This is a genomic window from Candidatus Zixiibacteriota bacterium (assembly GCA_018820315.1).
In the GTDB taxonomy this organism is placed as follows: Bacteria; Zixibacteria; MSB-5A5; order JAABVY01; family JAHJOQ01; genus JAHJOQ01.
Genome location: JAHJOQ010000018.1, coordinates 17,465 through 31,425, shown reverse-complemented (window position 1 = coordinate 31,425; position 13,961 = coordinate 17,465). Strand labels below are relative to the sequence as shown.

The 13,961-nt window shown below is 50.6% G+C and carries 10 protein-coding genes; all 10 read left to right on the top strand.

What is annotated here, in order from left to right:
- The first annotated feature begins 208 nt into the window (after window positions 1–208).
- On the top strand, window positions 209–952 hold the full coding sequence (locus KKH67_01735; protein MBU1317894.1) for an NTP transferase domain-containing protein: 744 nt from the start codon (window positions 209–211) through the stop codon (window positions 950–952).
- Entirely contained in the window at window positions 945–1,400 is a 456-nt protein-coding gene (locus KKH67_01730; protein ID MBU1317893.1) for a dTDP-4-dehydrorhamnose 3,5-epimerase family protein, read from the top strand. The genes KKH67_01735 and KKH67_01730 overlap by 8 nt, the downstream gene beginning before the upstream one ends.
- A 9-nt stretch (window positions 1,401–1,409) precedes the next feature.
- Complete coding sequence (gene rfbB / locus KKH67_01725; protein MBU1317892.1) at window positions 1,410–2,414, top strand: dTDP-glucose 4,6-dehydratase; 1,005 nt, start codon at window positions 1,410–1,412, stop codon at window positions 2,412–2,414.
- Complete coding sequence (locus KKH67_01720; GenBank protein ID MBU1317891.1) at window positions 2,401–3,315, top strand: SDR family oxidoreductase; 915 nt, start codon at window positions 2,401–2,403, stop codon at window positions 3,313–3,315. The genes rfbB and KKH67_01720 overlap by 14 nt, the downstream gene beginning before the upstream one ends.
- 169 nt (window positions 3,316–3,484) lie before the next feature.
- Window positions 3,485–5,812, top strand: coding sequence for an SLBB domain-containing protein (locus tag KKH67_01715; protein MBU1317890.1), 2,328 nt, complete (start codon window positions 3,485–3,487; stop codon window positions 5,810–5,812).
- Window positions 5,813–5,828: 16 nt separating this feature from the next.
- Window positions 5,829–6,992: a UDP-N-acetylglucosamine 2-epimerase (non-hydrolyzing) gene (gene wecB, locus KKH67_01710; protein MBU1317889.1), complete on the top strand. Its 1,164-nt coding sequence runs from the start codon at window positions 5,829–5,831 to the stop codon at window positions 6,990–6,992.
- 67 nt (window positions 6,993–7,059) lie between these two features.
- A complete protein-coding gene (locus tag KKH67_01705; GenBank protein MBU1317888.1) occupies window positions 7,060–9,195 on the top strand; it encodes a heparinase II/III family protein in 2,136 nt (711 codons plus the stop codon).
- Window positions 9,196–9,343: 148 nt separating this feature from the next.
- The gene (locus KKH67_01700; protein MBU1317887.1) at window positions 9,344–10,534 is read left to right on the top strand and encodes a glycosyltransferase; all 1,191 of its coding nucleotides are present in this window, start codon (window positions 9,344–9,346) and stop codon (window positions 10,532–10,534) included.
- Window positions 10,518–11,747, top strand: coding sequence for a glycosyltransferase family 4 protein (locus KKH67_01695; protein ID MBU1317886.1), 1,230 nt, complete (start codon window positions 10,518–10,520; stop codon window positions 11,745–11,747). Before KKH67_01700 ends, KKH67_01695 begins: the two co-directional genes overlap by 17 nt.
- A gap of 19 nt (window positions 11,748–11,766) precedes the next feature.
- A complete protein-coding gene (locus tag KKH67_01690; protein MBU1317885.1) occupies window positions 11,767–13,932 on the top strand; it encodes a bi-domain-containing oxidoreductase in 2,166 nt (721 codons plus the stop codon).
- Window positions 13,933–13,961 lie beyond the last annotated feature (29 nt).

Sequence of the window (13,961 nt, the reverse complement as noted above, 5' to 3'; positions counted from 1 at the left end):
TGGCTGCGGGCAGCCAGAATCGCCTCCAGGCTGTTTTCGGGAAAATCGGCTGATGCTCCTCTATGTGCAATGACTTTGGTCACAACAAAATAAAGGAAGCATGAATCGGAATCACAAATAAAATATGCTGGTGCGTCGCGTGCAGGCTCCACCAACTTTCGCTTGACTGATCGACAAGTCGGGTTACATTGACTTGGTTACTATGGATATTGTCGGAATCATACTTGCTGGAGGGGCCGGAAGACGGCTTGCTCCGCTCACACGCGTGGCAAACAAACACCTGCTTCCGGTGTACGATCGGCCCATGATCCTTTTTCCGTTACGGAAAATGGTCGATGCCGGGCTGAAGGAGATTCTCATCGTCTGCGGAGAAAGCTCCAGGGCTGCGTTTGAGCGATTGCTGGGCGATGGTTCGGAATTCGGAATCGACAAGCTCACCTTTACAACGCAAGTCGGTGAGGATGGAATCGCTGCTGCACTTTCGCTCGCCGAGGACTTCACACATGGCAGAAGAATGTGTGTCATTCTGGGAGACAATCTCTTCGACGATGATCTCGGGCCGCAGGTAGAGATATACAAGAGCCAAATCCAAGGCGCGCGCATACTATTGAAGAAAGTACCCGATCCCGAGCGATTCGGAGTCCCCGTGTTCGATAGTGATTCAATCACTCGCATTGAGGAGAAGCCGAAGAACCCTGCATGTCAGTATGCTGTTGTAGGGATATATTTCTATGACAACAAGGTTTTTGACATAATTCGAACACTCAAGCCTTCTGCGCGTGGCGAATATGAGATTACCGACGTATCAAATCGATATATTCATGACAACGATCTTACGCACGGTTTTTTGACCGGCGCATGGAGTGACTGCGGAACTTTCGAGTCGCTGTTCCGCGCTTCAAGAATGGTGCGTGAAAGACGGATATCTGAAAAGGAGGAGAGACGTGATTGATGGAGTGAAGATAAAGAGGCTCAGAACCATTCCTGATGAACGCGGATTTCTGATGGAAGTACTTCGCAATGATGATGACATGTTTATTCGGTTCGGGCAGGTCTACATAACAGCGGCATATCCCGGCGTTGTCAAAGCATGGCATTATCATCACGAACAGGTAGATAACTTCACAATCATATCCGGCATGGCCAAATTCGTCCTGTACGACAGACGTGACGATTCACCGACGAAAGGGGACGTGAACGAGTTCTTCATCGGCGATCGGAATCCGATGCTGATTCAGATACCGTGCGGCGTGTGTCACGGTTTCAAGGCTCTGGGGCATGAGACTGCCATAGCGCTCAATGTTCCCGACAGAGAATATGATTATGAGGCTCCCGATGAAATGAGGATTGATCCGCACATCAATGACATACCGTATGATTGGGATCACAACGATGGATAGGTGCTGCACATGAACCTTCTGATTACGGGTGGGTGCGGGTTTCTCGGCACCAATTTGGTTAGGTATCTCTCCACGAATCGCCCCGAGTACCATCTCACGATCTTCGATCTGCTCACCTATGCCGGCAGCAAGTCAAACATCAAACACTTGCTGTCAGGCAAGAATGTTTCATTTGTCGAGGGGGATATTTGTGATCGTGATCAGCTCACAGCTGTTCTTGAATACGGCATCGACATGGTCGTCAACCTTGCGGCGGAGACACATGTCGACAGGTCGATTGCGAGTCCCGAGGAGTTTGTTCGGACGAATGTCTTCGGCGCACAAGTACTGCTCGACTGTTGCAGAAAGAAATCGGTGTCGCTACTGCATATATCTACTGACGAGGTATACGGCCCGACACCTGATGGTGATCTCTTCTCCGAGGACACACCTTTGCGGCCGACTTCACCGTACGCTGCATCCAAAGCGTCCGGCGACCTGCTAATTATTGCCGCTCACACAGTATACGAGCAGCCTGCGATGATTGTCAGGCCGGTAAACAACCTCGGACCTTATCAGTATCCCGAGAAGCTCATCCCACTTTTTGTCGACAGGCTGTCGCGGGGACTTCCTGTCCCGGTTTACGGCGATGGGATGCAGAAGCGGATGTGGCTCTTCGTCGAGGACTTCTGTAGTGCGATAGATTTCGCGATTGATGGTTTCACTCCCGGTGAATGCTTCAATCTGGCGTCCAAATTCGAGTCAACGAATATCGATCTCACCAGGAACCTGACAAGCATCATCGGATGCAAGAATGACCTGATCAGATTCGTCGATGACAGACCGGCGCATGACCGAAGATACGCCCTCGATGGCAGCAGGTTCATGAATCGATTCGGCTGGCTGCCGAGATACAGTTTTGATCGAGCGCTCGAGAAGACCGTGAAGTGGTATCTCGACAATCAGGACTGGTTGAAATCAAGACGTACTAAAGAGTACGACGAGTATTTCGACAGACAATATGGGGCACTCTGATTTGAGGATTATGGTCACAGGCGCCGCGGGCCTGCTCGGTCTCAGGCTCACCACGTTGCTCTTGGACAAATTTCACGTCATTGCAGTCACTCACGAGCACGACTTTCCGGGTAGTATTACGGCAAAGTTACAGACCGTGAAGTGCGACCTTACAGATCGAGTCTCGGTCAGCAGACTCGTGCACGATTTTGAACCCGATGTCGTCATCAACTCCGCCGCCATGACCGATGTCGATGCATGCGAAGAGAAGCAGATTCTCGCCAGCAAGGTCAATTGCGACATTGTTGCGCACTTGATCGACGCAATAAAGCATGATAAGACGCGATTCGTCCAGATATCCACAGATTACTTATTCGATGGCAGGAATGGTCCCTATCCCGAGGAAGCGGTTCCAAACCCGCTGAATGTCTATGGTCGTACCAAGCTTGCTGCAGAGCAGCTCGTGAGTAAATTCAATGGCGAAAGCCTTATTGTGAGAACCAGCGCACTGTTCGATAATGAAGATCACGGCAAGGCTAATCTCTTCACGGCTGTCTACGGCCGTCTTAAGTCCGGCGAGTCGGTCAAAGTAGCTTCAGACCTCTACTGCAATCCGATATGGACGCTTAATCTGTCGGCTGCAATTTTGGAGGCAGTCGAGCAAGGGCTGGCAGGTATTATGAATATTGCAGGAAGCCAATATCTGTCACGTTACGATTTCGCATTATCTATGGCACATGAATATAGATTCCCTCGGCAGCTTGTGCAGGCGGTGCCACTCGCATTGCTCAATCGAAAGGCAGTACGTCCATTGAAAGCAGGTGTCGATGTCACCAAGGCATCCAAACTTCTGCATACGAAGCTGCTATCACCCGCAGAAGCCTTTACCAGAATCGATTTCATCGGGCACGGAAAGAATTGACAACTGGATAGGTAGTATTTTCCGCTAACAGCAATCTCTCCGCCATCTCCCTTACGTCTTAATTAAATGCGTAGTAACGACTTACCGTAGTTTATCCCTCGCGGCACGAAACGTGCCTCAAGCACCATTGGAAAAACGTGTCCTCAAATTGAATTAAGGAAGAGGAATTATGAAGAAGACAAGTCTTTGCGTTCTTGGAGCGATACTCGCGGTCACTTTCTGTAGCCTGGTACATGCTCAGTCAATGGACGAGAAGAAGCAGGCCTACGAACAGTACATGAGATCGAAAAAAGCCAGTGGTACTGAATCAGTGGAGTCATATACTTCACCGGAAATCTACGAGAGTACAATCGCAGATCAGGGTGGGATGGTGGCAACCGAACCGGCCGCTTCAGGTGGGGCTCAGGTCACCTCCTCTAGTCCGACTGATATCTGGGGCGATCTGCAGCCGTTTGGTTACGACATGTTCACAGAGCGATCGGCGAATTTCGCACCACCCGAGATTGCGACTGTCCCTCCAGATTACGAAATCGGTCCAGGTGATAACCTGCTGGTGAGTATCTGGGGCAGGGTCGATCTGGAACTGAGCCTCACAGTGAATCGCGAGGGCAGGGTATTCATCCCCAAAGTCGGTGAAGTTGTCTGTTACGGACTCACTCTCGATGGCCTTCATGGCAGATTAGAGAAGAAGCTCTCTGCATTCTACTCAGAATTCAACATGAGCGTATCGCTCGGTAAGATCCGCACGATCAAGGTCTACGTCTACGGTGAGGTCAAGCAGCCGGGAGGATATACTCTCAGTTCTCTCTCGACGCTTTTCAATGCGCTCTATACGGCTCAGGGACCGAATGCGCGAGGCAGCATGAGAAAGGTCCGTCTGCTGCGGGGCGGTAAGACATACAAAGAAATTGATCTCTACAGCTTTCTACTATCCGGCGATGCTTCTGGAGACGTTAAACTTCATTCAGAAGATGTCGTGTTCGTGCCGCTTGCAGGCGAACGCGTGAACGTGTACGGCGAAGTCAATCGCCCTGCGGTCTACGAATTGCACGGAGGCGAGACAATTGCGCAAGTGGTAGAGCTGGCTGGCGGACTGGCTCCATCGGCTTATACACGGCGAATACAGCTGGATCGACTCGGTTCGAATGACAGCCGCGTTATTCATGACATCGATTTGAGAGAAGAATCAGGTTCTGATGGCAATATGACTGCCAGAGGCGGGGATCAGATCATGGTTTTCTCAATGAACAAGTTGCGCGAAAATGTGGTGTGGCTCGAAGGTCGGGTGAAACATCCGGGAGCATTCCAGATCGAAGAGAGGCCAAATATAGCGAGTCTTCTATTTAACGGTGAACAGCTCTTTGATGATGTCTACATGCAACGCGCAGATCTGATTCGCACTCATTCTGACGGCAAGCAGGAAATTATCCCGGTAAATCTGGAAGCGATCATGGCACAGAAGGAGGGCGCGGATATCAAGCTGTTGGCGAAAGATAGCCTGGTCGTCTACTCCACACCGCAAGTGAGTCGCGACAAGTATGTCTCGATTCGCGGCGATGTCAAAATGCCGGGGAAGTACAAGATATTCAAAGATATGAAACTCTCCGATCTGATTTTCCGGGCGGGTAATCTCAATAGAAGCGCTTTCATGCTGTCCGCCGAGATAGCACGCCTGGACTCCGAGGGTACAACTGAGCTATTCGAGATCAATCTCAAGAAACTCATTGATGAGAAAGACGGCTCTTATGACGTGGTACTCGAAGAGGACGATCAGGTTTTCGTTCGCACCATACCCGACTGGCAGATCGAGAAACTTGTAACTGTCGAAGGAGAGGTGAAATTCCCCGGGCAGTACTCACTTACCAGCAATGATATGACTCTATACGAGATAATCCAGAGAGCGGGAGGATTGACCAGTGAGGCATTCCCTACCGGCGCTGTCTTCACAAGGCCCGAAATTGCCGCTGAGCTCGAGCAAAAGCAACTGTCAGACATCATAACCAAGTCGGCGCCTCTGAAAGAGGACTCTTTGGGGCGGGTGTATCCGGAAACGGTATTTGATGTCGATACAGACAGAATGAGCAGGATTGTAATCGATCTTGATCTTCTTATCAATGACAACGACAGAGGCAAACAGCTTCCGCTTCGGCATGGCGATCACATCTTCATTCCGAAAAATCCCTCCGGTGTGCAGATCATGGGCGCGGTAGCGTCCAACGGCACCCTCCAGTTCGCACCCGGATTGAAGATATCTGACTACATAGAGAATGCTGGAGGATACCTCAAGAATTCTGATAAAGACAATGTCAGACTTGTGAAGGCGGATGGCCGGGTCTTATCCGGCAAGAAAGCGCGTAACAGATATGTCGATCTGGGTGATGCCGTTGTCGTGCCGACAGAAATAAAGAAGAATCGTGACTGGTGGAATATATTCACAAGCTCGGCTACGATCCTGGGCGGACTCGCAACCACACTTTACATCATCGATAAGTTTTAAGGACAGCAGAGGTAATATGAAACAGATACTACTAGTCGCAGGCGCTCGTCCGAACTTCGTGAAACTCGCACCATTGTACGACGCGCTCAGCGCTCGTCCAGAATCATATCGTCCAACCGTCGTTCACACCGGGCAACACTACGATGAGAAGATGTCGGACGTTTTCTTCAAACAGCTTGAAATTCCCGAACCCGATATAAACCTCGGAATAGGTTCCGGCACTCACGGTTTCCAGACTGGAAGAGTGCTCATAGAGATCGAGAAATTGATGCTTTCACAGCGACCCGACATGGTTGTCGTTTTCGGTGATGTCAACTCAACTCTCGCCGCCGCGATCGCTGCTGTCAAACTCCGGATACCCGTAGCACATGTCGAGGCTGGACTTAGGTCTTGCGACTGGAGCATGCCGGAAGAGATCAACAGGATTGTCGCCGACCGCGTAAGCACGCTGTTGCTGACTACATGCGAAGGCGCAAACGTAAACCTGCTCCGCGAAGGCGCTAACGAGGATTCGATACACTTCGTGGGAAATATCATGATCGATTCTCTCGTGAAATTCCTTCCCAGAGCGGATCGACTGAATGTCCTCGATGACTGTAAGGTCGAGAAGGGCCGATATATCCTCGTCACTATGCACAGACCCGGCAATGTCGATGATTGCGATCAGCTCTCGAAAATAACAGAAATGCTCTCAGGATTAGCCCGACTCGCACCAGTTGTGTTTCCGATGCACCCGCGTACTCGCAAGAAATTGCTTGAGTTCGAGCTCTCAATCGGAGATAGTTCAGTGTTCGAAAACTCGAACCTCAGAGTCGTAGAACCGCTCGGATATATCGAGTTTCTTAAGCTGCAGAAGGAAGCTGCTGCAGTCGTTACCGATTCAGGAGGCATTCAGGAAGAAACGACATTTCTGGGAGTGCCTTGCCTGACTGTAAGGCCGAATACCGAGAGACCGGTAACCATCACAGATGGTACTAATTCATTGATTGGCCTCAATCCGAAGAAGATCGTGGATTATGCGGAACGCTACCTTGAGGAAGGGTTTTCATCGAACCGCAGGCCACTTCTTTGGGATGGTAATACTGCCGGAAGAGTTGTCGACGTATTCGACAAGTTCTTCGAAATGCCGATGATCACGGACACCGTGAAAGAGACCGAGCTCACCAGCATGAGACTTTAGCCGGTTATCCGAGCGAAGCCTCCTCGCGGATGGATTGTCGCGTGGACGCAGTGCCAAGGAGCAAACGATGCCATTTGTTTACAATTTTGCAGCCAGGGCAGGGCGAAAGCTCGAGAGGGTCGCCAGGCGCGTGGTGTCTCTGGCAGTTAAGAAGAGCGCACTCAGCGAAGACGACTTTGACTCACTAATCGCGACCGATTCTGATTTCAAATCCACCGATGCCTATATAGCTGCGCTACTGAGAGATCGCACCACGATCACTGTCAGGGATCATGACCGAATACATCGGCTTGCACGGAACTGTTACCGGGATGTGATCGATCGCATCATTACAAGAGCGGATGATGCTCTCTCGAATAAGTTTCGTGTCCTCGGATTTGATCCTGTCAGCTTTGGTGACAGAATCAAGTGGGGAACCGATTTTGTGGTAGATGTCTCCTGGGCAAACGATTACTACCTTTCGGCTCCGATAGTGATATGGAACAATGAATCAGATGTAAAGCTGCCGTGGGAATTGTCGCGAGGGCACTATCTGGTCTGGCTCGCACAAGCATGGCAACATACGCAGGAGAGCAAGTATGCAGAGAAGACAATAGCGCTGATCGATGACTGGATCGAATCGAATCCATATCCCTATGGTATCAACTGGACCTGCCCCATGGAAGCGGCAATCAGAATGATAAATTGGATAACTTCAATAGAAATACTCAATCATACGGGTCGGGTCGATATCGATTTCGCAAAGAGATTCTACAGAAATGTCTATCAGCATGCCGTCTATATCGAAGAGAATATCGAAGTGATCGGCGACGGCATGAATTCGAATCATTATCTCGCTAATTTGCTCGGTTTGCTGTTAGCGGGACATCTGTTCGCCGACCTCCCACGTGGGAGATTCTGGAAACGTTTTGCAGTCGATGAACTGGAGAAAGAGCTCTTTGCGCAAACGCTTCCCGATGGTTTCTGCTATGAATCATCGCTGAATTATCAGATTCTGACCTCTGAGATTTATCTCATTGCATATCTCGTGGAATCACGCCACGATGGTCTCTCCGAAGGCTACCGCAAGCGCCTTCGGGATATGTTCCGACTCACCTCGGCTCTTATCAAGCCGGACGGCTGCCTGCCGAATTTCGGAGACGGCGATTCAGGTCGCACCCTTGTATTCGATGCAGTCGATCGGCAGAATCCGATCACGATGCTGGATTTTGGAGCGCTCGCTCTTGATCTGCCGGAACTCCGTTCATCAGCTAAGAGGCCACCATACGACTCGCTGTGGCTTTGCGGTCCGGAAGTCCAGGAGACTTTGAAATCTGTCGAGGATTGTCCCAGAAAAGTCAGATCATCTGCGTTGTTCAGAAGCTCCGGGCTTGCGACTCTCAGGAAGGATGACCTCTATCTGTTTTTCGGGGCAAACCCGATAGGGTCAGGCGGATCGGGTGGTCACAAACATAATGATATGCTGACTGTCGACATAAGTTGCGGCTTGACCAACTTCGTCATCGATTCCGGCACCTACAGGTATACGTCGAATCAGTCGGTCAGGAACAGATTCAGGTCGACTGAATATCATTCGGTGCCTTCCGTGAAGGGAATTGAACAGAACCGTTTCATTCCCAGAATTCTCTTCGCAATCAGACCGGATGCCAAAGTGAGTGTGAGGCGATGGGAATCAAATGACAGCTACGATTTCATAGAAGCGGAACACACAGCATACACGCGGCTCTCGAATCCGTTGCTGATTTCGAGATCGATCTACTTCGACAAGAACGAGAGGCTCTGGATCTTCAGAGACAGATTCGATGGGCGCGGTCAGTACGATCTGGTCAGTAGTCTGATCCTCGGAGATGTTATTCCGCAGATACATGACAGCAAACGAGTATCACTCAATTCGAAAGTTGATGATTCAACTCTGGACATAATCACATTCTCAGACGGCTGGCTGCCGGAGGTGGTTGCTCACGAGGTCTCTCCCGAGTATGGCGCAAGGCGGGAGGCAGAGAAGCTGGTCTTTTCATACTCTGGCTCTGGGCCGGTTGAGATGCTCTGGGCCGCAATGCCGCATCGTGGCGAGCAGGAAGATGTGCTCACTCATAGAGCGCGTGCCGTGTTGAGAGTGCTGTCTGAGTTGGAGTTGAATCGCGTTGGAAAAACAGGGGCAACCAGGTCTTTGACGCTGAGAAGAAGGTCAGACAAGGACTGATCGCCTCTTTCAAGCAGGGTTACGAGTGATAACCAATCGATACCCCATTATGCATCCTCCAGTCAGGAACGGAATGGTCGACAACTTAAGTGAGTCGTGAAATGACTCCATGCACAAAACCTGGAGGGGGCTAGGAAACGGCTGCATAGTGAAACTGAGAATGGACTCCAAACCAGACATCGTCTGCATCGCTACACAGGATTGGAACGATCTCTGGACTCGAAAGCAGAGATTCATGAAGCGCTTCTCCGAAGAAGGATTTAGAGTCCTCTTCGTCGAAACTCAGGTTCACTGGATTACCTACATTCGCGAATTCCGACACAGAATCAACCGAGCGTTCAAGTTTATGAAGGGCGCCACTGCAGTGAAGGAGAACCTTTGGGTTGCCACTCCACCGCTGGTGCTGCCCTTCTTTCAGATGAACACTTTCATTTGCAAGCTCAACAGCCTGCTGCTGTCGTGGTTCATCAAGCGTCAGATTCGCAGGCTCGGATTCAATGATCCGGTAATCTACAGCTATACGCCCTATTCCGGTTACCTCATGCGAAGGTTGAAATCGTCGCGAAAACTTTATGAATGTGTCGATGAGTTTGTAATCGACAAAGGCATGGTCAGAAAAGAGACAGTCGCCAGGCTCGAACGAGACACAATCCTTCAGAGTGATGCCATGGTCGCAACTGCCCCGTTTCTGTTAGAGAGAAAGGGCAGCATGGCAAAGAGAACATATCTGATACCGAATGCGGCCGACATCGATCACTACAGAGGAGTAAACCTCGACAATGTCAAACCCAACGATGAAATCACCAATATCCCGGGACCGATTGTCGGTTTTCTCGGTTCGGTGGCATACTGGATCGACCTAGAGCTGATCGCCTATGTTGCGGAGAAACTTCCGCACTATTCGTTTGTATTCGTCGGTCCGGCGCATGTCGATACGTCAAGACTCTCTGGGTATGACAACGTATTTTTCTTAGGTCGCAAAACGTTCGATGAACTGCCCTCTTACATCGCAGCCTTTGACGTTTGCATGAATCCCTACATCCTCGATGATGTCGCTTCAGGATGCAGTCCTTTGAAGCTTTATGAGTATATGGCAGCAGGCAAACCGATCGTGTCGGTCAGAATGCCTGAAGCTGAGAAGTTTGTCGATTTGGTGGAGATTGCCGACTCCTATGAGGAGTTTGCTCAGAAGATCGAATGGCTGATATCAAGAAACAAAACATGGAAACGCGATTTTGCCGAAAGGGCATGGACCGAATCGCAGAATCACACATGGGGAAAGAGATTCGAGCAGACCATGACGGTGTTCGAAGAGTGTTTCAATGAAAATAGGAATTAAGGCAACTCAAATTGTAGAAGGTGGCGGGCAGAAGCATCTTGAAAAGCTCCTGCACAACTATCCAAGCAAGCCCGGAACTCACCTGACAGTGTTCTTGTCTGAACGGCAGCAGAATTTTGATTTCCCTGCCCGGCGTGATATCACCTACAGGTACTTCGAGACCCCGGGCAATGGATTGATTCAGCGCCTCATCTGGGAGCAAACGACACTCCGACGACATATCAAGAGAGAAAACATCGACGTGTTGTTTGAGCCGGGCAATCTCGGGTTGTTTTCCCGCAAGATCCCTCGCGTGATGCTGATTCACAATCTCGCCCCGTTCAGTCGGACGTTTATCTCGACTGAACCCCCGCTCAGCAAGCTGCGACTGCATTTGCTGAGACTGGCCACAAAAATATCTGCGCGCAGGGCAAAAGGGATCATTCATCTGACGAAATTTGCACAGTCGTACGTGAATGGAGCTCTCGGATCCAATCGGATTCCACAGCGAGTTATCTACATGGGGAATGACACGCAGGAAGGCATAGCGCTGAGCCGACGCGAAATCTATGAGAAATATGAAATCAAGGGGAAGCTGATATTCTCATCTTCCCACATATATCGTTACAAGAACATAATGGAACTGGTGCAGGCATTCAGGCTGCTTAAGGAGAGATCTGACCAGGAGCTCACACTTGCGATTGCGGGCGAACCATACGACAAGTCTTACACAGCCGAGATCAATGCATATATACGCGATCACAAGCTTGAGGGCAGCGTGCGTATGCTCGGATCGATAGACTTCCGCATTCTGCTGAGCTTCTACGCAGCTTGCGATCTGTTTGCATTCCCGTCGGAGCTCGAATCCGCATCGTTGATCCTTCTTGAGGCTCTCAGGATGGGTGCTCCGATTGCGGCTTCAGACACGGCCCTTTGCAGAGAAGTTCTTGAGGATGCTGCTGTATTCTTCGATCCGAATGATCCCGAATCGATGTGTCAAGCGATGAGCAATCTTCTTGGGGACAGCACACTACGCGAAGCTCTCAGAAAATTGGCATTGAGGCGATCACGTCAGTTCAGTTGGAAGAGCACCGCCGGCAATACCGACAAGTTTCTGTGCGATGTCATGTCGGCAAGTCCTTCCGCCACCGGGGCGCTGCAGGCTGTCCCTGGTCCGACAAAGATAAGAGTCAATCCAGATAGAAAACAACACGAATCCGTGGGCACAAGATAGGGGCATAGGAGAAGCTGCAGTGAAGCAAATAGTCCAGTATCCGAAAAAAGGCATGTTGCGTATAGAAGATGTTCCTGCGCCTGCTATGCGTGAAGGTGGCATTATTGTCAGGAACGCATGCTCGCTGGTATCCGCCGGAACTGAGCGCGCGATGATCGAACTCGCTGAAAAGAGTCTGGTCTCCAAGGCGCGTTCAAGGCCGGATCTTGTACGGCAAGTATTAGATAAAGTTAAGACTGAAGGGTTGGGTGCGACATACCGCAAAGTGAAGTCGCGCCTCGACTCTCCAATACCGTTAGGATATTCGTCATCCGGTGTCGTTATGGAAATATCACCGGAGCAGACCGATTTTACTGTCGGGGAGAGAGTGGCATGTGCTGGATTTGGATACGCATGCCACTCTGAGATGATATTCGTACCGAAGAATCTCGCTGTTAAGCTGCCGCCCGCTGTTTCATTCAGAGATGGATCCTTCGTGACGCTCGGAGCGATTGCGATGCAGGGTATCAGGCAGGCAGATGTTCGCCTCGGAGAAAATGTCGCAATCATCGGCCTTGGACTGCTGGGTCAGCTCACTGTGCAGATGCTCAAGGCGGCAGGGTGCAGGACAATCGGTCTTGACGTTGATCCCTCGAAGATCGATCTGGCACTGAAGTGCGGTGTCGATTTCGCCGTCAACAACTCATCGCCCGATTTTGAGAGATCGGTCATGCATTTCACTGATGGCGTAGGAGTCGATCGGGTCATTATCACGGCGGCTGCACAATCATCGGGGATCGCGAACCAGGCTGCACGGATCGCCCGTGATCGAGGGCATATCACTGTTGTCGGTGCGGTCGGCATGGATCTCGACAGAAAGCCATTCTACGACAAAGAACTTTCCTTCAATCTCTCTCGCTCATACGGTCCCGGGCGTTACGATCGATCATATGAAGAGATGGGGCGCGATTATCCGATTGGCTATGTCAGATGGACCGAGCGGAGAAACATGACTGCATTCCTCGATCTGATTGCCGATGGAAAGATCTGTCTCGATCACCTCGTGACACACTCTTTCAAGTCGGAAGATGCAGAAAAGGCCTACTCTATCGTAACCGGCAAAACTCCCGAGCCGCATCTCGGTATTGTCCTCGAGTATCCGAGCGATGTAGACACACACGCGAGTGTCGAGGCTTCACCGAAACAGAATAAGTCAAACACGAAAGATGGTAAACTTGTGATCGGAGCATTCGGTACAGGCGGATTCGCGACTGGAGTGCTCTACCCGGAACTTCGGGATAATCGAGATTACACCCTGAAATGTCTTGCTGCCCCAAATGGCATCAAATCGCTCTCCATAGCGAGGCAGTTCGGTTTCGAGCGCGCATCGACTTCATTTGAGGAGGTGCTCGCTGACTCAGAAATCGGCGCAGTGATGATTCTGTCACCGCACAACATGCACGCTACCCAGGTTGCGCAGGCGTTGCGAGCAGGGAAATGGGTATTTGTCGAGAAGCCTCTTGCAACCTCGGAAGATGAGTTGAAAGAAATCGAACATGCGATGACGCTGAATTCGGCTCAATTGATGGTCGGTTTCAACAGGCGATACTCGCCTGCAGCTCGGGCGGTCAGGAAGGAACTCGACAAAATTCCGTACCCGGCGCTACTCAATTACCGCGTAAACGCCGGCTTCATTCCGAAAGACCATCCACTGCAAGATCCTGAGATCGGCAAAGGCAGAATCATAGGCGAAGTCTGCCATTTCATAGACCTGATGTCATTCTTAGCAGATGCCGATATAATAGAGGTGTTAGCATACAGCGCTGAGCATGGAAGCGGACTGTATCTGGATAGCGACAATATTCATGTAATAGTGAAAATGTCGGATGGTTCATCCGGCTGCCTGACGTACGCCGCCAATGGCGGGCAGGGCATGCCGAAAGAACGGCTGGAAATCTTCTCCGGAGGAGTCAGCTTTGTAATCGATGACTTCAAGTCTGCGGAGATGTTTGCTGGAGGCAAAGCCAGGAAGCTCTATTCCGGAACACAGAATAAAGGTCATAAGAACGAAATTGAGTCGTTTGCGGCGCATTATCTGGCTTGTGATGACCTCGCTGCCGGGTTCAGGTCAGCCACTGCCGTCACTCGTGCGACGCTTGCGATCATTGAATCGCTTGCAACAGGACATCCCCAAAGGTTGGGCTAATCAGATTAGACTATGAAGCAGGATTGCAT

Excerpts from the sequence above, each read along its gene's own strand:
- rfbB (MBU1317892.1), top strand. The coding sequence starts at position 1,410 with ATGAACCTTCTGATTACGGGTGGGTGCGGGTTTCTCGGCACCAATTTG.
- KKH67_01720 (MBU1317891.1), top strand. The coding sequence starts at position 2,401 with ATGGGGCACTCTGATTTGAGGATTATGGTCACAGGCGCCGCGGGCCTG.
- KKH67_01715 (MBU1317890.1), top strand. The coding sequence starts at position 3,485 with ATGAAGAAGACAAGTCTTTGCGTTCTTGGAGCGATACTCGCGGTCACT.
- wecB (MBU1317889.1), top strand. The coding sequence starts at position 5,829 with ATGAAACAGATACTACTAGTCGCAGGCGCTCGTCCGAACTTCGTGAAA.
- KKH67_01705 (MBU1317888.1), top strand. The coding sequence starts at position 7,060 with ATGCCATTTGTTTACAATTTTGCAGCCAGGGCAGGGCGAAAGCTCGAG.
- KKH67_01695 (MBU1317886.1), top strand. The coding sequence starts at position 10,518 with ATGAAAATAGGAATTAAGGCAACTCAAATTGTAGAAGGTGGCGGGCAG.